The sequence below is a fragment of the Nocardia sp. NBC_00511 genome, assembly GCF_045161165.1.
Taxonomy (GTDB): Bacteria; Actinomycetota; Actinomycetes; order Mycobacteriales; family Mycobacteriaceae; genus Nocardia.
In genome coordinates, this window is record NZ_CP107849.1 from 476,508 (window position 1) to 500,734 (window position 24,227).

Annotated in this window: 19 protein-coding genes; 15 read left to right on the plus strand and 4 right to left on the minus strand. The window is 69.4% G+C overall.

Going from position 1 to position 24,227, the window contains the following annotated elements:
• Positions 1–38 precede the first annotated feature (38 nt).
• Both smc and OG300_RS02280 read left to right on the plus strand, forming a co-directional pair.
• Positions 39–3,686, plus strand: coding sequence for a chromosome segregation protein SMC (smc, locus tag OG300_RS02275; protein ID WP_405491603.1), 3,648 nt, complete (start codon positions 39–41; stop codon positions 3,684–3,686).
• Between the two features lie 159 nt (positions 3,687–3,845).
• Positions 3,846–4,490: an HAD family acid phosphatase gene (locus OG300_RS02280; protein ID WP_405491605.1), complete on the plus strand. Its 645-nt coding sequence runs from the start codon at positions 3,846–3,848 to the stop codon at positions 4,488–4,490.
• On the opposite strand, the gene OG300_RS02285 is transcribed toward OG300_RS02280, so the two are convergent.
• The gene (locus tag OG300_RS02285) at positions 4,469–5,329 is read right to left on the minus strand and encodes an alpha/beta hydrolase (RefSeq protein ID WP_405491607.1); all 861 of its coding nucleotides are present in this window, start codon (positions 5,327–5,329) and stop codon (positions 4,469–4,471) included. The two genes, OG300_RS02280 and OG300_RS02285, sit on opposite strands and share 22 nt — an antisense overlap.
• A gap of 107 nt (positions 5,330–5,436) precedes the next feature.
• On the opposite strand from OG300_RS02285, the gene OG300_RS02290 reads away from it, so the two are divergent.
• Positions 5,437–6,615 carry a PucR family transcriptional regulator gene (locus OG300_RS02290; protein WP_405491609.1) on the plus strand — a complete coding sequence of 393 codons (1,179 nt, stop codon included), beginning with the start codon at positions 5,437–5,439 and terminating at the stop codon, positions 6,613–6,615.
• On the opposite strand, the gene OG300_RS02295 is transcribed toward OG300_RS02290, so the two are convergent.
• Positions 6,612–7,511, minus strand: coding sequence for an NmrA family NAD(P)-binding protein (locus OG300_RS02295; protein WP_405491611.1), 900 nt, complete (start codon positions 7,509–7,511; stop codon positions 6,612–6,614). The genes OG300_RS02290 and OG300_RS02295 overlap by 4 nt on opposite strands.
• A gap of 285 nt (positions 7,512–7,796) precedes the next feature.
• Between OG300_RS02295 and OG300_RS02300 the strand changes: the two genes are divergently transcribed.
• Both OG300_RS02300 and OG300_RS02305 read left to right on the plus strand, forming a co-directional pair.
• Complete coding sequence (locus OG300_RS02300) at positions 7,797–8,558, plus strand: TetR/AcrR family transcriptional regulator (protein ID WP_405491613.1); 762 nt, start codon at positions 7,797–7,799, stop codon at positions 8,556–8,558.
• A 182-nt stretch (positions 8,559–8,740) separates the two neighbouring features.
• A complete protein-coding gene (locus tag OG300_RS02305) occupies positions 8,741–10,168 on the plus strand; it encodes a hypothetical protein (RefSeq protein WP_405491615.1) in 1,428 nt (475 codons plus the stop codon).
• 13 nt (positions 10,169–10,181) lie between these two features.
• On the opposite strand, the gene OG300_RS02310 is transcribed toward OG300_RS02305, so the two are convergent.
• The gene (locus OG300_RS02310; protein ID WP_405491617.1) at positions 10,182–10,769 is read right to left on the minus strand and encodes a TetR/AcrR family transcriptional regulator; all 588 of its coding nucleotides are present in this window, start codon (positions 10,767–10,769) and stop codon (positions 10,182–10,184) included.
• A gap of 88 nt (positions 10,770–10,857) precedes the next feature.
• Between OG300_RS02310 and OG300_RS02315 the strand changes: the two genes are divergently transcribed.
• Entirely contained in the window at positions 10,858–11,964 is a 1,107-nt protein-coding gene (locus OG300_RS02315; protein WP_405491619.1) for an FAD-dependent monooxygenase, read from the plus strand.
• 12 nt (positions 11,965–11,976) lie between these two features.
• Here OG300_RS02315 and OG300_RS02320 read toward each other — a convergent pair whose 3' ends face one another.
• Positions 11,977–12,366, minus strand: a complete 390-nt coding sequence (locus OG300_RS02320; protein WP_405491621.1) for a DUF2237 family protein — start codon at positions 12,364–12,366, stop codon at positions 11,977–11,979.
• Between the two features lie 234 nt (positions 12,367–12,600).
• Here OG300_RS02320 and ftsY point away from each other — a divergent pair, with 234 nt between their 5' ends.
• The 9 genes from ftsY to OG300_RS02365 all read left to right on the plus strand — a co-directional run bounded on the left by ftsY (position 12,601) and on the right by OG300_RS02365 (position 24,180).
• A complete protein-coding gene (gene ftsY, locus OG300_RS02325) occupies positions 12,601–14,169 on the plus strand; it encodes a signal recognition particle-docking protein FtsY (RefSeq protein ID WP_405491623.1) in 1,569 nt (522 codons plus the stop codon).
• Between the two features lie 262 nt (positions 14,170–14,431).
• On the plus strand, positions 14,432–15,778 hold the full coding sequence (locus OG300_RS02330; protein ID WP_405498443.1) for an ammonium transporter: 1,347 nt from the start codon (positions 14,432–14,434) through the stop codon (positions 15,776–15,778).
• A 5-nt stretch (positions 15,779–15,783) separates the two neighbouring features.
• Complete coding sequence (locus tag OG300_RS02335; protein WP_405491625.1) at positions 15,784–16,122, plus strand: P-II family nitrogen regulator; 339 nt, start codon at positions 15,784–15,786, stop codon at positions 16,120–16,122.
• Positions 16,123–16,216: 94 nt separating this feature from the next.
• The gene (locus tag OG300_RS02340) at positions 16,217–18,700 is read left to right on the plus strand and encodes a [protein-PII] uridylyltransferase (RefSeq protein WP_405491627.1); all 2,484 of its coding nucleotides are present in this window, start codon (positions 16,217–16,219) and stop codon (positions 18,698–18,700) included.
• A gap of 170 nt (positions 18,701–18,870) precedes the next feature.
• Positions 18,871–19,179, plus strand: coding sequence for a hypothetical protein (locus tag OG300_RS02345; protein WP_405491629.1), 309 nt, complete (start codon positions 18,871–18,873; stop codon positions 19,177–19,179).
• A gap of 50 nt (positions 19,180–19,229) precedes the next feature.
• Positions 19,230–20,792, plus strand: coding sequence for a signal recognition particle protein (gene ffh / locus OG300_RS02350; RefSeq protein WP_405491631.1), 1,563 nt, complete (start codon positions 19,230–19,232; stop codon positions 20,790–20,792).
• Positions 20,793–21,087: 295 nt separating this feature from the next.
• Entirely contained in the window at positions 21,088–21,528 is a 441-nt protein-coding gene (locus tag OG300_RS02355; RefSeq protein ID WP_405491633.1) for a hypothetical protein, read from the plus strand.
• A 57-nt stretch (positions 21,529–21,585) separates the two neighbouring features.
• Entirely contained in the window at positions 21,586–22,686 is a 1,101-nt protein-coding gene (locus OG300_RS02360; RefSeq protein WP_405491635.1) for an amidohydrolase family protein, read from the plus strand.
• A 96-nt stretch (positions 22,687–22,782) separates the two neighbouring features.
• Positions 22,783–24,180, plus strand: coding sequence for a hypothetical protein (locus OG300_RS02365; RefSeq protein ID WP_405491637.1), 1,398 nt, complete (start codon positions 22,783–22,785; stop codon positions 24,178–24,180).
• Positions 24,181–24,227: the final 47 nt, after the last annotated feature.

The following is a 24,227-nucleotide window of genomic DNA, read 5'->3' on the forward strand; positions in this document are numbered from 1 at the left end:
TCGGAGCAATCAGCAGGTTCCGGGTACGCTGAGCCGCTGTGCACCTGAAGAGTCTGACGCTGAAGGGCTTCAAGTCCTTCGCGTCCGCGACGACATTGCGATTCGAGCCGGGGATCACCTGCGTGGTCGGCCCCAACGGGTCCGGCAAGTCGAACGTGGTCGACGCCCTCACCTGGGTCATGGGTGAGCAGGGCGCGAAGGCGCTGCGGGGCGGCAAGATGGAGGACGTCATCTTCGCCGGCACCACGGGCCGCGCGCCGCTGGGCCGGGCCGAGGTCACGCTGACCATCGACAACACCGACGGCGTGCTGCCCATCGACTACTCCGAGGTGTCCATCACCCGGCGCATGTTCCGCGACGGCGCGGGCGAATACGAGATCAACGGCAACACCTGCCGCCTGATGGATGTGCAGGAGTTGTTGAGCGACTCCGGTATCGGCCGCGAAATGCACGTCATCGTCGGTCAGGGTCGGCTCTCGGCGATCCTGGAATCCCGGCCCGAGGACCGCCGCGCCTTCATCGAAGAGGCGGCGGGCGTGCTCAAGCACCGTCGCCGCAAGGAGAAGGCGGTCCGCAAGCTCGACGCCATGCAGGCCAACCTGGCGCGGCTCGCCGACCTCACCACCGAACTGCGCCGTCAGCTCAAACCGCTGGGTCGCCAGGCCGAGGTGGCCCGCCGCGCCGCCACCGTGCAGTCCGAACTGCGAGATTCCCGATTGCGGCTGGCCGCCGACGATCTGGTGAGCCGCCGCCGCGAACTCGAGAGCCAGCAGAGCAAGGAGGCCTACGCGCGCGAGCAGCAGGTCACCGTGCAGGCCGAGATGGATGCCGCCAATGCCGCACTGGCGCAGCAGGAATTCGAGCTCTCGCGGCTGACCCCGAGCGCCGAGGCCGCCGCCCAGACCTGGTTCCAGCTGTCCGCTTTGACCGAACGTGTCAATGCCACTATCCGGATCGCGCGCGATCGGGCCCGCAATCTCACCATCGAGCAACCGACCGGCGAGGGCCGCGATCCCGAACAGCTCGAGCGCGAAGCCGGGCGAGTCGAACTCGAAGAGGCCGAACTGCTCGCCGCCGTCGAGATGGCCACCGAAACCCTCGAAGCCGCCCGCGACCAGCTCTACGAACGCGAACAGGCCGCCAAGGCCGCCGAACAGGCCCACCTGGCCGCCGTGCGCGCCATCGCCGACCGGCGCGAAGGACTGGCCCGGCTCTCCGGCCAGGTCGACACCCTGCGCTCCCGCGCGCAATCGGTGGACGGCGAGATCGCCCGCATGTCCACCGCCATCACCGAGGCCCGTCGCCGCGGCGAGGAGGCCAACGCCGAATTCGAGTCCGTCCAAAGCGAATTGGACGAACTCAACGCGGGCGAGGAAGGCCTCGACACCCAGTACGAGCACGCCGCGCAAGCCTTGGCGCTGGCCGATCAGCGGGTCACCGAACTGCGCGAGAAGGACCGCGAGGCCGGTAAACGGGTGGCCTCGCTCGGTGCGCGCATCGAAGCGCTGAACATGGGCCTGCGCCGCAAGGACGGTGCGGCCTGGCTGCTGGAGAACCGCGCCGACGGACTGCTCGGACCGCTCTCGGGACTGCTGCGGGTGCACGGCGGCTACCAGGCGGCGGTCGCGGCGGCCCTCGGACCGCTCGCCGACGCCGTCGCCGCCGACACCGGGCCCAGCGCGCACGCCGCCGTGCACGCGCTGAAAGTCGCCGACGGTGGCCGTGCCGCACTGGTTTTCACCACCCCGGGCGCCGACGGCGTCGTCGGTGATATGACGGGCTCGGCTAATTCCGCTGCCGGGCAGGGTGATTCGCGACTACCGGCCGGTGCGCGCTGGCTGGCCGAGGTGCTCGACTGCCCGGCGCACCTGCGTGCCGCCATCGGCGCGCTGAGCACCGGTATCGCGGTCGTGGACGATCTGGCCGCCGCGGCGCAGGTCATCGCCGCCCGACCGGAACTGCGCGTGGTGACCCGCGACGGCGATCTCACCGGCACCGGCTGGGTGCTCGGCGGCTCCGATCGGGTGCCCAGCCAGCTCGAGGTGCAGGCCGAAATCGACGCCGCCATCACCGAACTCGCCTCCTGGCAGCGGCAGGCCGAGCAACTCGAGGCGGCACTGTCCGGCGCGCTCGCCGAACAGACCGACCGCAAGGACTCCGTCGACCACTCGCTGCTCGCCCTGCACGAATCCGACCAGGCCCTGGTCGCCATCTACGACCGGCTCGGGCGGCTCGGCCAGTCCGCGCGCACCGCACAGCGCGAGAGCGACCGGGTGCTGGCCCAGCGCGCCGATGCCGAGACCGGCCGCGAGGACACCCTCGCCAAGCTCGCCGAACTCGAGGATCGGCTGCGCAACGCCGAAAACGAACAGGCCGACATGGATCCGGAGGCCGCGGGCACCGAGACCGCCGGTTACGCCCGCGAGGAGGCCGCCGCCGCGCTTGCCGAATCCCGCTCCATGGAGGTCGAGGCCCGGCTGGCCGTGCGCACCGCCGAGGAACGCGCGGAATCGGTACGCGGCAAGGCGGATTCGCTGCGCCGCGCCGCCCGCGCCGAACGCGAGAACCGGGCCCGCGCCGAACGCGCGCACGCCGCCCGCCGTCAGGCCGCCGCCGTGGCCGCCGTCGTCGCCGACTCCGCGGACAAGATCGCCGTGGAACTCGAGCAGGTCGTGATCCAGGCCGCCGCCCGCCGCGACGAACTCGTGCGCCGCCGTGGCGAATTCGCGGCACAGGTGGAACAGACCAAGGAGCGCGCCCGCGCCCTCACCACCACCCTCTCGCAGCTCACCGACACCGTGCACCGCGACGAGGTGGCCCGCGCCCAGGCCGCGCTGCGCATCGAACAGGTCGAGACCACCATCTCCGAACAGTTCGGCGTCAGCCTCGAGGACCTCATCGCCGAATACGGCCCCGACGTCCCGATGCCGCCCTCCGCGCTGGAGCTGATGGAGTACGAGCAGGCGCGCGAACGCGGCGAAGCCGTCACCGAACCGCAGCCCATGCCCTACGACCGCGCCACCCAGGAGCGCCGCGCCAAACGCGCCGAGAAGGACCTCACCACCCTCGGCAAGGTGAATCCCCTTGCGCTGGAAGAGTTCGCGGCCCTCGAGGAGCGCTACACCTTCCTCAACACCCAGCACGAGGACGTCAAGAAGGCGCGCCAGGACCTGATGGACGTGGTCGCCGAGGTCGACGCCCGCATCCTGCAGGTGTTCACCGAGGCCTACGAGGACGTGGAACGCGAATTCACCGGCGTGTTCGGGCGACTGTTCCCCGGCGGCGAAGGCCGCCTGCTGCTCACCAACCCCGGCGACATGCTCAGCACCGGCGTCGAAGTCGAAGCCCGCCCGCCGGGCAAGAAGGTCAAGCGGCTCTCACTGCTGTCCGGTGGCGAGAAGTCCCTGGCCGCAGTCGCTTTCCTGGTCTCGATCTTCCGCGCCCGCCCCTCGCCGTTCTACGTGATGGACGAGGTCGAGGCCGCCCTCGACGACACCAACCTGCGCCGCCTCATCGGACTGTTCGAGCAACTGCGCGAGAAGAGCCAGCTGATCGTCATCACCCACCAGAAGCCGACCATGGAGATCGCGGACGCCCTCTACGGCGTCAGCATGCGCGGAGACGGCATCACCCAAGTGATCTCGCAACGCATGCGCGGGGAGAATCTGGTGGGAGCGACGCAGTAGCCACGGCCCCGCCCGACCGGGACCGATCCGGATATTCTGCCCGGGTGACCGGGGCGGATCCACTCGGGCCGGGGACTGTCCCGGTGAGCGGGAATTCTCGAGTCCAGCAGAGTGAAACGCGTGCGCGTCGCACTGTGGTGCCACTACGGTCCCGGGGTCATGAGACGTTCCCTCGTTGTCCTGGCCGCCGGAGTCGCCGTCGGCCTCGCCCTGCCCGTGCCGGCCGCCCTCGCCGACTCCGGCTCCTCCTCACTGTCCGGAGGCACCGGATCTGCCTCTGGCTCAGGCGGTTCCGGCTCGGGCGGCAGCAAGCCCAGCCAGGCCCAGTGGCTCGCCGATATCGCGCCCATCGCGGCGGCGGCCCAGACCTACCTGACCACCGCCATCCCCGGCGCCACCAAGCCGGCCATCGTCTTCGACATCGACAACACGGTGCTCGAGACCAGCTACAACCCGCAGCCGATCATCCCGGCCATCCCCGCCATCCTGGCGGTCGCGCAGTACGCGAAGAGCCAGGGCGCGTCCGTGTTCTACGTGACCGGCCGCCCCTCGCTGCTCAATGTCTACAGCCAGGCCAACCTGCTCGCGGTCGGCTACCCGGTCGACGGCGTCTACGGCGCCGGACCCACCACCGGATCCAGCGGTGCCGCGGCGCTCGCGTCCTACAAGACCGCGACCCGCGCCTCGATCCAGGGCCAGGGCTACACCATCGTCGCCAATATCGGTAACAGCGATTCGGATCTGTCCGGCGGCTACGCCCTGCAGACCTTCAAGCTCCCCGACTACAACGGCGCGCTGAACTGATCCCTGGTAATCCAGGCCAGTAGGTCGTCCTCGACCCGCGTGCGATCGATCTCGTTGAGAATCTCGTGCCGGGCTCCCGGATACACCCGATAGGTGACATCCGTGAGCCCGGCCTCGCGATAGCGGTCCACCAGCAGATCACTCAGGCGCAGACCGTCATTGAGCGGATCCTGATCACCGACCATCACATAGATCGGCAGCTCCGTCGGCACCGTCACCGGGTGCGCCAGCCGCGTACTCGCCACCTCGGCCAGCTGCGCCATACTCGTCGCGTCGATCTCGAAGCCGCACCACGGATGCGCGACATAGGCATCCACCTGCGCCTCGTCGCGGCTCAGCCAGTCCGAATCGGTGCGGGTCGGCTGGAAGCGGGCATTGAACAGGGCGAGCAGATCACCGTCCGCCGCCGCGATATTCGCGAACAGCCCGTCCACCGCTGTCGTCCCGCACAACACCACATCGTCGACCAGCGCCGAATGGTCGAGAATGTAGTGCTGCACGGCGAACGAACCGAGACTGTGCCCGAACAACACCAGTGGCAGCTCCGGATGCCGTTGCCGCAGTAGGCCGGTCAGCGTCACCAGATCGGCCACGAGCAGATTCCAGCCGTCGGCGCCGAGATCGCCCGGCGTGCCGGTCATGCTGTGCCCGTGGCCGCGATGATCGTCCGCGTACACGGCGAAGCCCTGGGCGGTAAGCCGTTGTGCCACATGGTCGTAGCGGGCTGCGTACTCGCCCATGCCGTGCGCGATCTGCACGATGCCGCGCGGGGCGCCCTGCTCGGGCAGCCAGCCGCGCACCTGGATCACGACGCCGTCGGCGCTGGTGAAGGAGAACATCGACCCATTGTCGAGGCGGCGCGGCCCGGCGGCCATGGCCGGACGGACAGCAGGTGAACCGGGCCGATTGTCCTCGGCGACAAACAGACCACGATTAAGCTCCGGTGATGCAGCGTCCGACACCGTCCGCGGAGATCGTCGAGGTGGCCGACACCCTGCTCGCCCGCATCGACGATCTCGGAGTGCGGCTGGCCCAGCGGTTTCAGGTCGAACTCGAGAGCTACCGCAACGAAGCCCAGGTGCCCTTCGAGTCCATCCGCACCTCCTGCACCCGCAACCTCACGCTGATGGTGCGGCACTTCACCACCTCCGCTCCCATCGACCCGGAACCGCCCAAGGAGACCGGGCGGTTGCGCGCACGACAGGGCGTGCCACTCGCGGAAACGTTGCACGCCTTCCGGATCGGCTTCGAATTCCTGTGGTCGGAACTCGTCGCCGAGGCCCGGCGGCACCCCGCCGTCACCGACGCCGCCCTGGTCGCACTCGCCGCCGAGGTGTGGGCGCTGGCCGGTGACTACTCCGTCGCGGTCGCGGGCGCCTACCGCGAGCAGAGCGCCGAACTGCTGCTGCAACGCGAACACGAACGCTCCGTACTGGTCGAGGCGCTGTTCACCGGCGTCATCGCCGACCCCGCCACCCTCGGCGAGGCCACCCGCATCCTCGGCCTGCCACCCACCGGCCCCTACGTCGTGGTCGCCGCCGACGTCCCCGCCCCCGGCCGGGAAGCCCTGCCCGGCATCGAAACCGCGCTGCGCGCCCGCCACATCACCTCGGCCTGGCGACTGCTGCCCGACCAGCAGATCGGCGTGCTGGCCCTCCCCGAAACCGGTGAGGCCAGCGCCCTCACCGCACTGCGCGGACACCGCGCCCGCGTCGGCATCAGCCCGCCCTACGACGCCCTGCCCGAAACCCCGCAGGCGCTGCGCTTCGCCCGCCTCGCCCTGACCGGCCTCGGCCCGCGTCGCTCCGGCGTCGCCCGCTTCGACGACGACCCCCTCGCCATGGTCATCGCCGCCGCCCCAGTCGAAGCCGACCGTCTGGTCCGAGTCCACCTCGGTGCGCTTCTCGCCCTGCCCCACGAGGAACGCCACCGCCTGCTCGACACCCTCCGAACCTGGTACGCCGCAGGCGGTTCCGCCGCCGACACCGGCCGCCGCCTGTTCCTGCACCCCAACTCCGTCCGCTACCGCCTGCGCCGCATCGAAGAACTCACCGGCCGCTCCCTGAACGACCCGGCGAGCATCCTCGAACTCGGTGCGGCACTGCGCGCACTGCCCCCGGGCTAACCGTCCAGCAGCGACTTCAGCCGGGCCGCACCGGATTCCGTCAGCCAGGTGTCGAGAGTGCGCAGCTCCGGGTGGATCACGCGCAGTGCCTCGATGTCGGCATGCCAGCCACGGGCGGTGCGGGCGCGCCGCCGGAGCAGACCGATCTTCGGACCGAGGGTTCTGGTGACCTCCTCCTCGGAGATCTCCTCGTAGTGGATCGGCCGACCGAGATGCGCGCTGATCAACGCCGCGGCGGCAGTCGGCGTGAGATCGTCGCCCGCCAACTCCAGGATTCGACCGTGGTAGCGATCCGGATCCGCGAAGGCCCGGACCGCGAAGGCCGCGACATCGTCGACCGCGATCACCTGCAACGGGCGATCCGGCGGGAACATGTGGCGGTTGGTGTCACCGGTGATCCCATCCACGGGATAGTTCTGCATGAAGTAGTTCTCCATGAAGCGCGCCGGGCGCAGCACGGTCCAGCGCAGTCCGCTGGTGCGCAACACCTCCTCGATCAGGCGCTTCCCACGCGCGAGCGACTCCTCGTCGTCGTCGAACGCCCCGACACCGGTGAACACCACGTGCCCGACCCCGGCCGCGCGGGCCGCCGCGATGAAGTCGGAACCGCGACGCACCTCGAGCTCGTCGTCCCAACCCTGCGGGCCCATCGCCGCGGGCGGAACCAGCAGTGCCGCACCGGCTCCCGCCAGCGCGGCGGGCAGGGTGTCGGGCTCGTCGAAATCCCCGACCGCCAATTGCGCTCCCGCTGCGGCGAGTTCACGCGCGGCGGGAGAATCGGCGTCGCGCACCAGGATTCGCACCGGCCGTCCGGCGGCCAGCAATCGGCGTGCCGTGGCGCCGCCCTGCTTACCGGTCGCCCCGGTGACCAGGACGAGATCGTGCTGAACAGACATGTTCCCCTCGGCTTTCCTCGGTAGTATTCGGGTGGATCGACCCGTATCCGGGACGGTAGGCCGCGCGGATCGCACTGCGCCACAGTCGGAAAGGACGTGCGTAACGAAATGCCCGCGTTCACCGGAACCCGCACCCCGCCCCCTCCGGCGCGCCCCGTCGCCCCGCCCCGATCCGCCGCGGGGTCAGCGGCCCCCGGGTCGGTGGTGGCCGAGCGTACGTCGGAGCTACGCGGGCGCGCGTCGGCGTCGCGCGCGCCGGTATCGGTATCGACCGAGGCTGAGGTGTTGCCGGCGCCCGCGTCGGTGCTGCGTGCGGACGCGCGGCGCAATCGGGCGCTGGTTCTCGCCGCTGCCGATCGCGCATTGTCCGAACGTGGCGCATCGGTCTCCCTCGCGGAGGTGGCGCGGCGTGCGGGTGTCGGCGCGGGGACCGTCTACCGGCACTTTCCCACCAAAACCGCACTGCTGGAAGCGGTCATGCAGCAGCGGATGGACCGGCTCACGGCCGTCGCCCTGCGGCTGCGCGACACCACGGATCCGGGCAGCGCGTTCTTCGCGTTCTGCACCGAACTGATCCTGTCCTCGTGCCGCAATCAGGCGCTGTGCGACATGCTCACCAGCGACGGCTGGCCTCGGGAATTGATCCGGGACGCGGGGGAGCGGCTACGGGTGGCGCTGTCCGGACTGCTCATGGCGGCGCAGCGGCAGGGCGCGGTCCGCGATGACCTCGCGCTGTCGGACCTGATGGCGCTCTACACCGGGTGCATCGCGGTACAGCGACTCGCCGAAGGCGCCGAATTGTCCCGTCCCACAGCGCTGATCCTGGAGACCCTGCGGGTCCGGCCCCCGCGACCCGGCGTGACGAAAACTCCGAACGCCGACCGGCGCGGTGACGAAACAGGCTTCCGTAACGAAACCGCCGCCGCGTATTGCCCGATGTGCGCTGCCCCGATTCACGCCACCGGTACCGGTCGTCCGGCCCGCTACTGTTCGGCGGCCTGTCGTCAGAAGGCGCATCGCCGCCGTCGCGCCGCGCAAGTCGGCTGAGCCGCAGGGTAGTTCGGCTATCTTCTGGCGAAATCCGTTGCCTCACATCGTGACCTTGATGTGGCCGAACGGATGCGAAGGTGTGACGAGCCCGCCCGGAGGGCGAAAAGTCCTGGTAAAGACATATATACAGTGTCTTTGTAGCGACCCGCAGCCCAGTGCCGGGGAAGTACGCTCCCTGCGTGGTATGGGTTTCGGCCGTGGCGTTCGGTGTCGCCTGGTGGCTCGGTTTGTATCTGCTGGCGCGCGATCCACGGAAGGCGGTGTTACGCAGAGCCGGAGTCGCACTGCTGGCGTACGCGGGGGCCGTGGTCGCCGACCGGCTCGCGGGCACCGCCCCCTGGTTCGACGGCGTGCGCATCGTGCTGGTGTGCCTGCCGGTGCTGGCCTGGAGCGGCGTCTTCGTGCGGCTGCTGCCCGGCCCCTACGTGGCGCGCATCGACCACTGGTGGCGCGTCGCCCTGCTACCGCTGTGCGCGCTGCTCGCCATGCCCGCCGCCGGTGGATTCCTGCCCGCCGGTTACGTTCTCGGCGCGGTGACCCTGCTCGCCCTGCTCGGCGCCATGCTCGGCGTACTCGGACGGCACGCCGACTGGTGTGAGGACGCCCGGCAGTCCGCGGCGACCCTGATCACCGTCGGCTCCCTGCTGCTCGGGCTCGCCGTGGCGCTGATCCTGCTCGGACTCAACGTGCTGCCGAGCACCGCCATGCTGTCGGGCCTGGCGATCCCGGGCGGGCTGCTCGGTGCGGGCATCGCCATCCTCGACGCCTTCGACGAGGGAGAAGCGCTGCGGCCGGACATGTTTCGCGCCCTCATCGCCGCGGTGCTCACCACCGTCGTATTCGGCGGGCAGGCCGCCGTCGCGATCCTGCTGACGGGGGAGCGGACCGCCTCGGTCGCCCTGCTGTACGCGGCGATCGCCACCGCGATCGCGTTGCAGGCGCTCAATGTGCCGTTTCAGGCCGGAGTCGACCGCCTCACCCTCGCCACCCCGCTGCGCCGCCGCCGCGCCGAATTGCGCAGCGCCACCGAATCACTGCCGCGCAATGCCATCGAATCCCAGCCGCGCGAAACCACCGAATCCGCACCCGACACCGAAACGGGTGTGCCCGAGGACGACACCGCCTACCGCCGCGATTGCGCGACCCGGATCACCGACCTCGACGAGGACGATCTGGCCCGGCTCACTCGCCGCGCCCTCGGCAACTACGCCGATCTGGGTCGGCTGGTCTCCAGCCCACTGCTCGACCTGCCCGTCGTCGACGCCCGGCTCGCGGCCCGCGGTGGCACCCTCACCCCGCTCGACCGGGCCACCGCACTCAAAGCCCTGCTCGCGGAGAGCATCACCCGGCTGAAACCCCGCGCCGAAACGGGATTCGACACCGGCGAGGAATGGCAGCTCTACAACGCCGCCTACTACAGCTACGTCGTCGGCCTGCGCCCCTACAGTGGCCGCACCCGGCGCGCCCGCCTGGACCCGCAATCCCGGCGGGCCCTCACCTGGTTCACCGACCAGGTGCCGCGGCGCACCATGCGCGACTGGCAGCACGCCGCCGCCAGACTCATCGCCGACGACCTGCGCTCGGACCTCGACCGCATCGCCTCCTGAATCGCGTGACGGCCTAGGTCGTCGAATCACCGTGCGTGCGTAGGCCGTCCAGTACGAAACCCATCACGCGGCGCACCGCCTCGGTGTAGGTCTCGCTGTCGCGCGGATAGATCTGCACCGTCATCAGCACCTCGATATCCGCCAGGCCCACCTCGGCACGCAGTTCGCCGTCCGCGTGCGCGCGCTCGGTCAGGCGGCGCAGGTGCCCGATCAGCGCGTCGCGGGTCTCGGTGACCCAGGCATCGGCGCGCACCAGCTCGTGCGCGGCGGGCTCGATGGCCGAAGCCTGTGCCCCCAGCCGCATTTCGGCGCATTCGTAGAGCACCCGGGACAGCCCGAGCCAGGCGGTCGGTTCTTCTCGCGCGGCGGTCGCCACCAGATCGGTGATGCGCTGCATGTGGTTCTGCGCCGTCGCGACGAGCAGGGCGTCGCGATCCGGGAAGCGGCGATAGAGCGTGCCGACGCCAACGCCCGCCCGGTCGGCGATGTCCTTCATGGCCACGCCGGTGCCGCGTTCGCAGAACACCTCCAGGGCGGCGCGCAGGATCTCCTCCCGGTTGCTGCGGGCGTCCGCGCGCAAGTTCTCGGCCGTCTCCCTCACCTCACTGAGTGGACGAATTTCTTCCGGTTAGCGTAGCATTCGGGTAAGCGGACGAATTTCATCCGCTTATCTTCTCGGGAGGCACACCATGACCACCTCGGTCCTCATCTCCGGAGCCGGCGTCGGCGGCTCGACCCTCGCCTACTGGCTCGGCCGCAGCGGCTTCCGGGTCACCGTCGTCGAGCGCGCCACCGGGCAGCGCTCCAGCGGCAACCCGGTCGACGTGCGCGGACCCGCCCTCGACGTGGTCGAGGCGATGGGCATCGCCGCCGAATTGCGCACCGCCGCAACCCGGGTCGACCGGCTCGCGTTCGTCGACGCGCAGGGACGCACCCGCGCGGGCGTCCGCACCGGCGGCGGGCGCGACAGCGGCGAATTCGAACTCTCCCGCGCCGAACTGGCCGCCACCCTGCTGCGCGCGGCCCGCGAACGCGCCGAAATCCGCTGGGGCGACAGCATCACCGGCCTCGAACCCGACGGCGATCGCGTCGGCGTCACCTTCGAACAGGGCGCACCCGCGCACTTCGACTACGTGGTCGGCGCGGACGGCCTGCACTCGGCCGTGCGCCGACTGGCCTTCGGCCCGGAACGGGACTTCGTGCGACACCGGGGCTTCTACGTGGCGACCCTGCCGGTCGAGCGCGCGCACGGCGCGGCCGACGAGGTGGTCATGTACAACTCGCCCGGATTGTCGCTGTCGGTGCATCCGGCGGGCGGGAAACCCCTGGCCGCCTTCATCTTCCGTGGCAAGCGGGTGCCGGACTACGACTACCGCGACATGGAACAGCACCGGCGGTTGGTGCTGACCGCCTACGCGGGCCGGGCCGGAACCTTCGCCGACGTACTCGACCAGGTGCGCACCGCACCGGACCTGTACTTCGACGCCGTCAGTCAGGTCCGCATGCCGACCTGGTCGCGCGGCCGCGTCACCCTGCTCGGCGACGCCGGATCCAGCCTGTCGCTGTTCGGCGACGGCTCCAGCCTGGCCATCGCGGGCGCGCGCACCCTGGCCGAGGAACTGGCCGGTGCGCCGGGGGATCCGCGCGGTGCGCTCACCCGCTACGAGCAGCGGCACCGTCGGCTGGTCGCGCCCAAGCAACGCGGATTTCGCGTCGCCGGGGCGCTGCTGGTTCCGGCCTCCCGGCCCGGTATCCGGCTGCGGGATCTCGCGGTGTCACTGGCCCCGCGGATCTGAGTGGATTCCGGATCAGAGCAGGTCGCTGACGTCGTTCGGGACGTCGACGGCGTATTTGCGGAGCGTCTCCATCGGAACGACCTCGAGGGCGTTCTCGTGTGTCGCGGCCAGTATCACCGGCGCGGCCACCCCGTCCTCGTGGGCGTGCAGCCAGCGCACCGCCACCACACACCAGCGGTCACCCGGTTGCAGACCCGGGAAGTTGTTCTCCGGGCGCGGGGTGAGCAGGTCGTTTCCGATCGACTTCTGGTGCTCCAGAAATTCTGCGGTCACCACCGTGCAGACGGTGTGGCTACCGAGATCCTCGGGACCGGTGCTGCAGCATCCGTCCCGGTAGAAGCCGGTGAGAGGATCGGTGCCACACTCCTCCAGCGGTCCCCCAAGCACATTACGATCGGTCACAGCGCCGATCCTATTGTCTCGGTGTCGCATTCGCCGCTCCTTCCGCACTGTGGCACGTTCTCATGGAGACCGGTCGGTTGTTATCGGACTTCACGACCCGCGCCCCGGCGTGTCTGCGGGAACGCCGCCGAACGCTGTGATAAATGACGCAGCCAGGTGACCGACGACACCGTGCCCGACGTCGGGGCCGGTGTGTGAATCGGGCAATACCGATGCCTCTGAAAGGATGGGGGCGTGACGACCTCAGAAGTATGGATCCTGATCGCCGCGATCGCGGCCGTGCTGCTCGTGGCCCTGGTTGCCGGATACGCCCTGAACAAGCGCCGCCGCGTCTCGCTGACCGCACCGGTCACCGAGACCAAGGAGGTGACCGACCGGTCCGGCGGATACCAGGCGTCGAGCGGATTCAGCTTCAGCCAGGGCGGCGCCAAACCGGCGCCCGAACCCGTCCGCGTCGAACGCACCGACGACGAGGGCCAGCCCCACGTCGGCGACGACGCCGCCATCCCGCGCGACGCCCCCAAGCGCGCCATCCACGATGTCCGGCTACCCGACCCCGTCCAGGGGCCCGAACTCGCACCCGAGGTGGACAGCGAGGTCGTCACACCCGAAAACGAGCCCGCCGCAGCCGAAGCCACCGAGGCGGCGGTCGAGCCGGACGAATCCGGCACGGCCGCCGAGACTTCCGTGGTGGAGGAGTCCGCCACCGAGGTGCAGGCGTCCGACGCCGCCGAGGAGGAGGCCGCCGAAGCCGCGGTCGCCGCGGCCGAGATCGCCGCCGCCGCGGAGGCCGCCGTCGCCGCGCGCACCGCCGCGCCGGAGACCACCGCGCCCGAAACCGCCGCGCCCGCCGGGGTTTCCGAGGCCGCCATCGCCGAGATCGAGCCCACCTCGGGCCGTCTCGAGCGCCTGCGCGGCCGCCTGTCCCGCTCGCAGAACGCGGTCGGCAAATCGCTGCTCGGCCTGCTCGGCGGCGGCGACCTGGACGAGGACTCCTGGGAGGAGATCGAGGACACCCTCGTGATGGCCGACCTCGGCACCGCCGTCACCGCGACCATCGTGGAGCGGCTGCGCCAGGAGATGGCCACCCGCAGCGTGCGCACCGCCGCCGACGCGCGCGCCGTGCTGCGCGAGGTGCTCGTCGAGGCGCTGCGCCCGGAACTGGATCGCTCGATCCGCGCCCTGCCGCACGCCGATCACCCCTCGATCCTGCTGGTGGTGGGCGTCAACGGCACCGGAAAGACCACCACCACCGGCAAATTGGCGCGTGTTCTGGTCGCCGACGGCCGCCGGGTGCTGCTCGGCGCCGCCGACACCTTCCGTGCCGCGGCCGCCGATCAGTTGCAGACCTGGGGTGAGCGGGTCGGTGCGGACACCGTGCGCGGCAAGGAGGGGGCGGACCCCGCCGCCGTCGCGTTCGACGCGGTCTCGGCCGGTATCGAGCGCGGCGTGGACGTGGTGCTCATCGACACCGCGGGCCGCCTGCACACCAAGACCGGTCTGATGGACGAGCTGGGCAAGGTCAAGCGGGTCGTCGAGAAGCAGGCGAAGGTCGACGAGGTCATCCTGGTGCTGGATTCGACGGTGGGTCAGAACGGGCTGGTGCAGGCCCGGGTCTTCGCCGAGGTGGTCGCCATCACGGGCGTGGCGCTGACCAAATTGGACGGAACTGCCAAGGGCGGCATCGTATTCCAGGTTCAGCACGAGCTCGGCGTACCGGTCAAACTGGTCGGTTTGGGAGAGGGTGCGGATGATCTCGCCCCCTTCGAGCCCGGAGCCTTCGTCGACGCCCTCCTCGGCTGACCCCACCTGAACTGCGCCGATACCCGTTTCAACATCATCCTCACAACATGTCGGTAACAACTGCGCGGGTCAGGAAACCTGACCGCAACAGTGCAATCTCATCCGTTCACCTACGCGAAACGCCGCAGGATCACGGAGGAAACACCAACTCACCAATCTCATTGCAGGCTTATTCGCAGGTTGCTGCGGGGCCGTAGATGAGGAGGACAAAAAGGTGGCGTACCCGATCGTTGATCTGCCGAACACCGGCGACACGGCATGGATGCTCGCGAGCTCGGCATTAGTGCTGTTGATGACCCCTGGGCTCGCGTTCTTCTACGGCGGCATGGTCCGTAGCAAGAACGTACTGAACATGATCATGATGAGCGTCAGCGCAATGGGAATCGTTGGCGTCCTATGGGCGATCTTCGGATTCTCGACGGCGTTCGGCAACAACAAATTCGGCGTGATCGGAGATCCGACCCAGTTCTTCGGGCTCAAGGGCCTGATCGGCGCGGACGCCAAGGCCGCGGTGGCCGCGGACGCGTCCAAGGGCATTCAGGCCGCCGACGCGATCGGAATTCCGCTGGCCGGCAATACGGCCATTCCGATGACCGTGTTCGTCGCCTTCCAGCTGATGTTCGCGATCATCACCGTCGCCCTGATCTCGGGCGCGGTCGCCGACCGCCTCAAGTTCGGCGCCTGGGCACTGTTCGCCGCGGTTTGGGCGACCCTCGTCTACTTCCCCGTCGCGCACTGGGTGTTCGACTTCAACGCCACCGACTCCAGCGGCAACATCATCCACCAGGGTGGCTGGATCGCGAACAAGCTGCACGTGATCGACTTCGCCGGTGGTACCGCGGTCCACATCAACGCCGGTGCGGCCGGTCTGGCGCTGTGCCTCGTCCTCGGCAAGCGCAAGGGCTGGCCCAAGACCCCCATGCGTCCGCACAACCTGCCCTTCGTCATGCTGGGCGCCGGTCTGCTGTGGTTCGGCTGGTTCGGCTTCAACGCCGGTTCGGCGCTGTCCTCCAACGGCACCGCGGGTTCCACCTTCCTGACCACCACCTTCGCCACCTGCTCCGCGATGCTCGGCTGGCTGCTCGTCGAGAAGCTCCGTGACGGCCACGCCACCTCGCTGGGTGCCGCCTCGGGTCTGGTCGCCGGTCTGGTCGCCATCACCCCGTCCTGCTCCTCGGTGAACGTGCTCGGCGCGCTGGCCATCGGTGTGGTCGCCGGTGTGGCCTGCGCCCTGGCGGTCGGCCTGAAGTTCAAGTTCGGCTTCGACGACTCGCTCGACGTGGTCGGCGTCCACCTCGTCGGCGGTATCATCGGCACCCTGATGGTCGGCCTCGTGGCCACCAAGGAGGCCCCGGCCGGTGTCCAGGGTCTGCTCTACGGCGGCGGCTTCAACCAGCTGTGGCGTCAGGCCGTGGGAGCCGGTGTGGTGCTTGCCTTCTCGTTCATCATGACCCTGATCATCGCGCTCGCCATCAAGTACACCATCGGCCTGCGCGCGACCGAGGATGAAGAGTTCCAGGGCATGGACGAGTCGGACCACGCCGAATCGGCATACGATTTCGCTGCTGTGGGTGGCACGGCACGTACCACCGCCGTCAAGGAGGCATGACGCACATGAAACTGGTAACTGCGATCGTCAAACCGTTCACGCTGGAGGACGTCAAGACCGGACTGGAGCAGGCGGGCGTGCTCGGCATGACCGTCAGCGAAGTCCAGGGTTACGGCCGCCAGAAGGGCCACACCGAGGTCTACCGCGGCGCCGAGTACTCCGTCGACTTCGTCCCGAAGGTTCGGGTCGAGGTGGTCGTGGACGACGCCTCCGTCGACAAGGTCGTCGAGGTCATCGTCGAGGCGGCCCGCACCGGCAAGATCGGTGACGGCAAGGTCTGGGTGACCCCGGTCGACGCGATCATCCGGGTGCGTACCGGCGAACGCGGCTCCGACGCTCTGTAATCGAATACAGCACGAGCGGCGGCCCCGGCCTCCCGTCGGTGTCCAACCGGCGAGAGCCGGGGCCTCCCCGTTTCGCAATGACATGACGAACTGAATGCAGACAGGCGGTGGGTTTGTGGGGATCCAGCAGGGACGCGACGAGAAGGCCGGAGCCGACAAGGTTTCCAACGGTGCTTCGGATCTGGTCCGGGCCCGCGACCAACTGCTCGCCGAGCACACCGGCAACGGCCGGCTCGACTGCGAGGCACTGCGTGAAGCACTGGTGGACCTCTACGAACTGTGGTTGACCACCAAGGGCCACGAGGTCGGCATCACCGCCGACAGCGGACTGGCCATCGTCGCCGTCGGCGGTCTCGGCCGCCGCGAGATGCTGCCCTACTCGGATCTGGACCTGGTGCTGCTCTACGACGGCATCGACCCCGCGCGGGTCGCCGAAGTCGCCGATCAGCTCTGGTACCCGATCTGGGACGCCCACATCAAACTCGACCACAGCGTGCGCACCGTCCCGCAGGCGTTGCGCGTCGCCGCCGACGATCTCACCGCGGCCCTCGGCATGCTCGAGGCCCGGCACATCGTCGGCGACGAAGGCCTGAGCAATCTGCTGATCAGCGGTGTCCGACGGGACTGGCGTGCCGGAATCCGTTCCCGCTTCGACCTTTTGATCGAGCAGACCCAGACCCGCTGGCGCCGCAGTGGGGAAATCGCCCACCGTGCCGAACCCGATCTCAAGAACGGCCGCGGCGGACTGCGCGACATCCAGCTGCTCGACGCGCTCGCCATCGCACAACTGACCGACGCCATGCCGGGGCTCGGTCCGGATGTGCCCGGCGGCGGGTTGCAGCAGGCGCATCGCCGTCTGCTGGATGTGCGCACCGAACTGCACGGCGTCGCCGGTCGCGCCCGCGACCAGCTGCGCGCGCAGGATGCCGACGAGATCGGGGCCGCCCTGCGCATCGGAGACCGCTTCGATCTGGCCCGCACCCTCAGTGATGCGGCCCGGACCGTCAGCTACTCCACCGATGTGGGGCTGCGAACCGCCGCCAACGCGTTGCCGCGGCGCGGGCTCGCACGCCTGCGCCGCGTACCGGTGCGCCGACCTCTCGATGAGGGGGTGGTCGAGCACTCCGGTGAGGTGGTGCTGGCGCGCGATGCCCGCCCGCAACGCGATCCAGGTTTGATCCTGCGCGTCGCGGCGGCCTCCGCACAGACCGGACTGCCGATGTCCGCGACCACGCTCAACCGGCTCGGTGAGGACGCGCCCGAGCTACGCGAGCCGTGGCCCAAGGAAGCCGTCAACGATCTGCTGTCGTTGCTGGGTTCAGGTCGCGGCGCCGTCGACGCGGTCGAGGCTCTCGATCGAACGGGCTTGTGGGGCAGGCTCTTTCCCGAATGGGGCGTGGTGCGCGATCTGCCGCCGCGCGACGCCATGCACACCTGGACCGTGGACCGCCACCTGATGGAGACGGTCGCCCAGGCCAGCGCACTGGCCACCCGGGTCAACCGCCCGGACCTGCTGCTGCTGGGCGCGCTGCTGCACGACATCGGCAAGGGGCGCGCCGAGGACCACAGCGTGGTCGGCGCGGAACTGGCCGGATCCATCGGACGGCGACTCGGGTTGTGGCCCTCCGATGTCGCGACGCTCTCGGCGATGGTGCGTCAGCATCTGCTGCTGCCCGATACCGCAACCCGCCGCGACATCACCGACCCCGACACCGTGAAGATGGTGATCGAGGCCCTCGACGGCGACCCGCATCTGCTCGAACTGCTGCACGCGCTGGCCGAGGCCGATTCGCTGGCCACCGGGCCCGGTGTGTGGAACGAATGGAAGGCCTCGCTGATCGGCGAGCTGGTCCGCAACTGTCGCACCGCGATGGCGGGGGAGCCGCTGCCCGAGCCGGTACCCATCCCCGACGAACTGCGTCGCCGCGCGGAATCCGGTGGCGTGCACGTGGATCTGCGTCCCGGCGAGGGCCGCTACCACCACATCGTGACCGTGGTCGCGCCCGACACCCCGGGTCTGCTCTCGGACGCGGCGGGGGTGCTGGCCGTGCACTCGCTGCGGGTGCTGTCGGCGGAACTGACCAGTGTGGGCTCCTCGGCCATCGACACCTTCGTGGTCGCGCCGCGCTTCGGTGATCCGCCGGATCCGGGTCTGCTGCGTCAGGAACTGATCCGCGCCATCAACGGTGATCTGGATCTGGTGTCGGTGCTGGCGCGCAAGGAGCGCGACGCGGGCGGCACCCAGCCCAGTCCGTTCGCGCAGGCGCAGCCGCGGGTGTTCTGGTTCGAGACCGCGGAGCCGGGACGGGTGCTGCTGGAATTGCGGGCCGAGGACCGGATCGGACTGTTGAGTCGTTTGGCGGCGGCGCTGGCGGAATCGGGCGCGAATGTCAGCTGGGCGAAGGTGGTGACGCTGGGTTCGGCCGTCATCGATTCGTTCTTCCTGGATTTGGGGGCCTCCGACACGCCGCAGCGGCGTGCGGAAATCGAGGCGGCGGTGCTGGCCGTGGTGCCGCAGCAACAACCCAAGAAATCGCCTGAATCGGACAATGAAATAGGATCTACCACCGTTTTCTGATCGGTCGCCAGGAACTGGAATTAACTGGCAAACCGCATGTTTGCCAGTTAATCAGAATGTTGCAGGCAATTTGCTGCAATTCTGATCCGTGACCGGCATCACACCCTAGTATTCGCGTTCAGGTGTCGAGCTACGACACCGGCGCTCGCGAGCATGAGGGAGGCAGGTCGGTGGCAATCGAAGTCGTTTCCGCGTCGATGATGACCAGCGATTCGACCGCGCACATCGCCCGCTGCGTCGGCGGCGACCGCTGGGTCGTCTCCTGGCTTCCGGGCCGCACCCTCTCCGGTCAGCAGGCGGTGACCGCCATGACCATCGCCTCCAGCGTCACCGGCCGCGATCCCAGCGAGGCCGAATGGGTGATGCTCGACGGGCTCGCGCTGGCCCTCGGCCTGACCGCCCGCGAGGCTGTCGGCATGGTCGCCACCGAGAAGCACGATCTGCGGCGGCCCGGCCCGCGCCCGCGCTCCCTCGAATAGGGCACTACCCTGGTATCTCGAGTGACGTCCCTCGAGATACAGGAGCATCGGTGTTCGAATCCCTTTCCGACCGGTTGGCCGGTGCCCTCAAGGATCTGCGCGGCAAGGGACGACTCTCGCCCGCCGATATCGATTCCACGGCCCGCGAGATCCGTCTCGCACTGCTCGAGGCCGACGTCGCACTGCCGGTGGTGCGCGGCTTCATCGCCAAGATCAAGGAGCGCGCCAAGGGCTCCGAGGTCTCCGCCGCGCTGAACCCGGCCCAGCAGATCGTCAAGATCGTCAACGAGGAACTGATCAATATCCTCGGCGGCGAGACCCGGCGGCTGGTGTACGCCAAGAACCCGCCGACGGTCATCATGCTGGCCGGTCTGCAGGGCGCCGGTAAGACCACCCTGGCCGGCAAGCTCGCCAAATGGCTGAAGAGCCAAGGGCATACGCCCCTGCTCGTCGCCTGTGACCTGCAGCGGCCCGGCGCCGTCACCCAGCTGCAGGTGGTCGGTGAGCGCGCGGGCGTGCCCACCTTCGCCCCGCATCCCGGCACCTCCATCGGCGGTGGCGACAACCCGCTCGGCGTCTCCGCGTCCGATCCGGTCGATGTCGCGCGCGCCGGTATCGAAGAGGCCAAGCAGAAGCAGTACGACGTCGTCATCGTCGACACCGCGGGCCGCCTGGGCATCGACGCCGAACTGATGTCGCAGGCCGCGGGCATCCGCGACGCGGTCAACCCCGACGAGATCCTCTTCGTCCTCGACGCCATGATCGGTCAGGACGCGGTCACCACCGCCGAGGCGTTCCGCGACGGCGTCGGCTTCACCGGTGTCGTGCTCACCAAGCTCGACGGTGACGCCCGCGGTGGCGCGGCGCTGTCGGTGCGTGAGATCACCGGCCAGCCCATCCTTTTCGCCTCCACCGGTGAGAAGCTCGAAGACTTCGACGTCTTCCACCCCGACCGGATGGCCTCCCGCATCCTCGGCATGGGCGACCTGCTCACCCTGATCGAGCAGGCCGAACAGGTCTACGACGCCAAGCAGGCCGAGGAAGCCGCCCGCAAGATCGGCTCTGGCGAACTCACCCTCGAGGACTTCCTCGAGCAGATGCTCGCCATCCGCAAGATGGGCCCGATCGGCAACCTGCTCGGCATGCTCCCCGGCGCCGGTCAGATGAAAGACGTTCTCGCGCAGGTCGACGACAAACAACTCGACCGCGTCCAGGCCATCATCCGCGGCATGACCCCCGCCGAGCGCGCCAACCCCAAGATCATCAACGCCTCCCGCCGCCTGCGCATCGCCAACGGCTCCGGCGTCGGCGTCTCCGACGTCAACCAGCTCGTCGACCGCTTCTTCGAAGCCAAGAAGATGATGGGCGCCATGAGCCGCCAGTTCGGCATGCCCGGCAGCGGCCGCGGCGGCAAGAACACCAAAAAGGGTGGCAAGAAAGGCAAGAAGGGCGGCCGCGGCCCCACCCCGCCCAAGCTCCGCGGCGGCTTCCCCGGCATGCCCGGCCTCCCCGCTGGCATGCCCGACATCTCCAACCTCCCCGCGGGCCTCAACGAACTCCCCCCGGGCCTGGAAGGTTTCGACCTCTCGAAACTGAACTTCCCGAAGAACTGATCCACTCCGCGAGGGCCGGAAGCGAATCCGCTTCCGGCCCTCGCGCTTTGTGGTGGCGGGCAGGCGGTGTCCGTTCTGGTGACGCGGAATGCTGAGTCCCGCAAGGGGATCCGAGCGGTCGGCATTGTTTATGGTGTGGTCGGACGCTCACCGTTGGGTGGCCCCGTTCGATATCCTGGATGGTGGAACGACTCCCGCTGCGCACCGGTGCGATGTCGTCGGGGGTTGCCCGGGCCGCTGCGGCCGGAAGCGGGTGTGCGGCCGCGTATTTCTGCGCGCGGGAAGGACATCCACGATGTTTGTGCGGCGGATTTCGGCGGGGTTGGCGGTGCTGGTGGGGGTCCTCGGGCTCACGGTGGGGGGAGTTGGTGGAGCGCGGGCGGATTCATTGCCGCAGTTCGCGCCGTTCGGGACCACTCTGTTCACGTTCGGGGATGCGAATTTCTGTACGGGGGCGATCGCGGTGAGTGTGGAGGGGGCGGCGGGGGCGCCCGGGCATGTGCTGGCGCATGTGACGCCGCTGGGGTATCAGCGGGGGCCTTGTGGGAACAACGTGCAGATGCAGTGGGTGGGGTCGGCGGGTGGGAACGGGCGGGTCGTCTACGTGCATGCCGGTGAAGGGCCGGGGGAGACGGTGACCACGGATCTGTGGGTGGGGATGGGGTTGGGGAAGATCATCGTGAATACCTGGCCGCTGCAGGGGCCGTTCATCGAGTGGTACTTCTGGGTGCTGTAGCGGTGGGTGCGATAGTGGTGCGCGATGGGCGTGGGGCCCGCGAGGTGAGGAGTCGGTGTGCGTCTGCATTTCCGTGGAGTGGTGTTGCCCGAGGGCGAGGTTCGCGACCTGTGGGTGCGGGACGGGGTCATCACCGATGAGCCGATCGCGGAGGCGCGGACCGTGCACGAGGGCGGGTGGATCGTGCCCGGGCTCGTTGACGCCCACTGTCATGTGGGGATCAAATTCGGTGGCGGGCACGAGGATCGGGCCGGGGCGCTGGCGCAGGCCGAGACCGAGCGGGACGCGGGGGTGCTGCTCGTCCGCGACGCCGGATCACCCATCGACACCCGCTTCGCCGACGACCGCGACGATCTGCCGCGCATCATCCGCGCGGGGCGGCACATCGCGCGACCCAAACGCTATATCCGCGACCTCGGCATCGACCTCGAGGACGAGTCGGAACTGCCCGCCATGGTCGTCGAGCAGGCGCGTCGCGGCGACGGCTGGGTGAAGCTGGTCGGCGACTGGATCGACCGCGAGGTCGGCGACCTGCGACCACTGTGGTCCGACACCGTCCTGAAGGAAGCCATCGACGGCGCCCACCGCGAGGGCGCCCGCGTCACCGCGCACGTCTTCGGCGAGGACGCGCTGCCCGGCCTGCTCGGCGCGGGCATCGACTGCATCGAACACGGCACCGGCCTCACCGACGACACCATCGCAGTCATGGCCGCCAACGGCACCGCGCTGGTCCCCACCCTCATCAATATCGACACCTTCCCCGAAATCGCCGACGGCGCAGGCAGATTCCCGACCTACGCCGCCCACATGCGCGACCTGCACCGCCGCTCCCGCGACACCGTCGCCAAGGCGCACGAGGCCGGTGTCCCCGTCTACACCGGCACCGACGCGGGCGGCTCCATCCGCCACGGCCGCATCGCCGACGAGATCATCGCCCTCACCCAGGCCCGCCTCACCCCGCACGAAGCCCTCGGCGCGGCGTCCTGGCGCGCCCGCACCTGGCTCGGCCACCCGGGCATCTGCGCGGGCGCACCCGCCGACTTCGTCGTCTACCCCGGCGACCCCCGCGCCGACCTGAACCTGCTGAGCACCCCGGCCTGGGTAGTTCTGCGCGGCCACCCGTACGGCGGCCGCGGCACGGCGACCGTGAATCGGTAGCCGAATCCGTCACCGCCACGCCTGAATTGCCGGGTTCTATGCTCGTCCCCTCCGCGCCCGCGGAGAAGCCAGCCGCGTAAACCGGTGGGGGACACCATGCACGACCAGCCATCCGACCCGACCTTCGCGCCGGTCCCACCGGCTGCGGCTCCCGCCGACCCGCCGGAACAGGAAAAAGCAACTGTTCCCACCGAATCGGAGGTGCCGGAAACGGTCGCCGCCGGGCTGGACCCGACGGCCGTCGCGCCGGAGCCGACCTCCGCATGGGCCGCACCGGTGGCGGCCGTGCCGGACGCGATGGCCCTGGATCCGCGGCCGGTCGCACCGGCCGGATTCCCCGTCGCACCCGGTGGCTGGGGAGCCCCGCCCGCCGATCCGGGATTCGCCACCGGCGCACCGGGATTCCCGCCGGGGCCTGCCCTCGGCCAACCGTTCCCCGGTGGCCCGTTCGGCCCGCCGCCCGCCCAGCTGCCCTGGTATCGGCACTGGCTGACCTGGCTCATCGTGGCGATGGTGACGGTGATCGCCGCTGGCGCAACGTTGTTCGGGTACGCGATCACCCGCCCGGATCCGATCGCCTTCCCCGTCGGCCAATGCGTGAGCATCGAAATCACCACCAAGCCGGTCGAATTCGCGTGCACCGAGGGCTTGGGCCAGTACCAGGTAGCAGCCCGGGAGAAGGTCGTCGCGCCGGTGGAGTCGGCCTGCGCGAAGTACGATCGCGCCACCCGCGCGGTGATTCCCGACAGCCACCCGGATCTGGTGCTGTGCCTGCAGCCGACGCGTTTCAACCTCACCGACCCGGGTCAGCTGCTGCCGGGCGACTGCGCCGACGTGAAGGGTGCGGGTGACAGCATCACCCGGGTGGACTGCGACTTCACGCCCGCGCCGGTGAAGGTGATCGGCACCGAGTTGCACGGCACGATCCCGGTCACCGATCAGGCCTGCAAGAACCTGCCCGATGCCCGGATGGCGTTCGCGCAGTCGTCGCTCGGTGGGCGGGCGATCGTGGTGTGCGCCAATTCGACCGACTCGAAGTCCATGTCGACCGCGCAGGTCGGTGACTGCGGTGGGAAGCAGGTGATGAAGCGGGTCGCCTGCACCGACCCGACGGCCGATGGGCGGGTGCTGTCGGTGCGCACCGTCTACGGCAAGCCCGCGCATCCGGAATGCCCGAACCTGGTGGGCGCCAACGCCACCTTCACCTCGGGTGGCGACAAGACCGATCTGGTTCTGCTGCTGTGCATGGGTCCCGCCGACAACGGTGACGCCCGCTACGCGATGGTCGGTGACTGCGCGATGGACAACAACAAGCACACCGGTTCGGCGCTGGATATCAGCCGCGTCGACTGCGGTAGTCCCGCGGCCACGTATCAGGTGTCGGATCGCCATGATTCGAACGACAACGTGTGCCCGTCGGACACCCGCGCGAGTCTCACCTACACCCCGGGCGTCACGGGACTCGGCCTGACCGTCTGCCTGCGTCGGCGTTGACCGCCCGCACTCACTGGACATCGAGTCTTGCGATTCCGGTCACACAC

What these genes read in the sequence shown, in the direction of transcription:
- OG300_RS02290 (WP_405491609.1), top strand. Translation starts at nt 5,437, where the DNA reads ATGCAGCGTCCGACACCGTCCGCGGAGATCGTCGAGGTGGCCGACACC.
- OG300_RS02335 (WP_405491625.1), top strand. Translation starts at nt 15,784, where the DNA reads ATGAAACTGGTAACTGCGATCGTCAAACCGTTCACGCTGGAGGACGTC.
- OG300_RS02355 (WP_405491633.1), top strand. Translation starts at nt 21,088, where the DNA reads ATGTTTGTGCGGCGGATTTCGGCGGGGTTGGCGGTGCTGGTGGGGGTC.
- OG300_RS02330 (WP_405498443.1), top strand. Translation starts at nt 14,432, where the DNA reads ATGCTCGCGAGCTCGGCATTAGTGCTGTTGATGACCCCTGGGCTCGCG.
- OG300_RS02365 (WP_405491637.1), top strand. Translation starts at nt 22,783, where the DNA reads ATGCACGACCAGCCATCCGACCCGACCTTCGCGCCGGTCCCACCGGCT.
- OG300_RS02280 (WP_405491605.1), top strand. Translation starts at nt 3,846, where the DNA reads ATGAGACGTTCCCTCGTTGTCCTGGCCGCCGGAGTCGCCGTCGGCCTC.
- OG300_RS02315 (WP_405491619.1), top strand. Translation starts at nt 10,858, where the DNA reads ATGACCACCTCGGTCCTCATCTCCGGAGCCGGCGTCGGCGGCTCGACC.
- OG300_RS02340 (WP_405491627.1), top strand. Translation starts at nt 16,217, where the DNA reads ATGCAGACAGGCGGTGGGTTTGTGGGGATCCAGCAGGGACGCGACGAG.
- OG300_RS02285 (WP_405491607.1), bottom strand. Translation starts at nt 5,329, where the DNA reads ATGTTCTCCTTCACCAGCGCCGACGGCGTCGTGATCCAGGTGCGCGGC.
- OG300_RS02295 (WP_405491611.1), bottom strand. Translation starts at nt 7,511, where the DNA reads ATGTCTGTTCAGCACGATCTCGTCCTGGTCACCGGGGCGACCGGTAAG.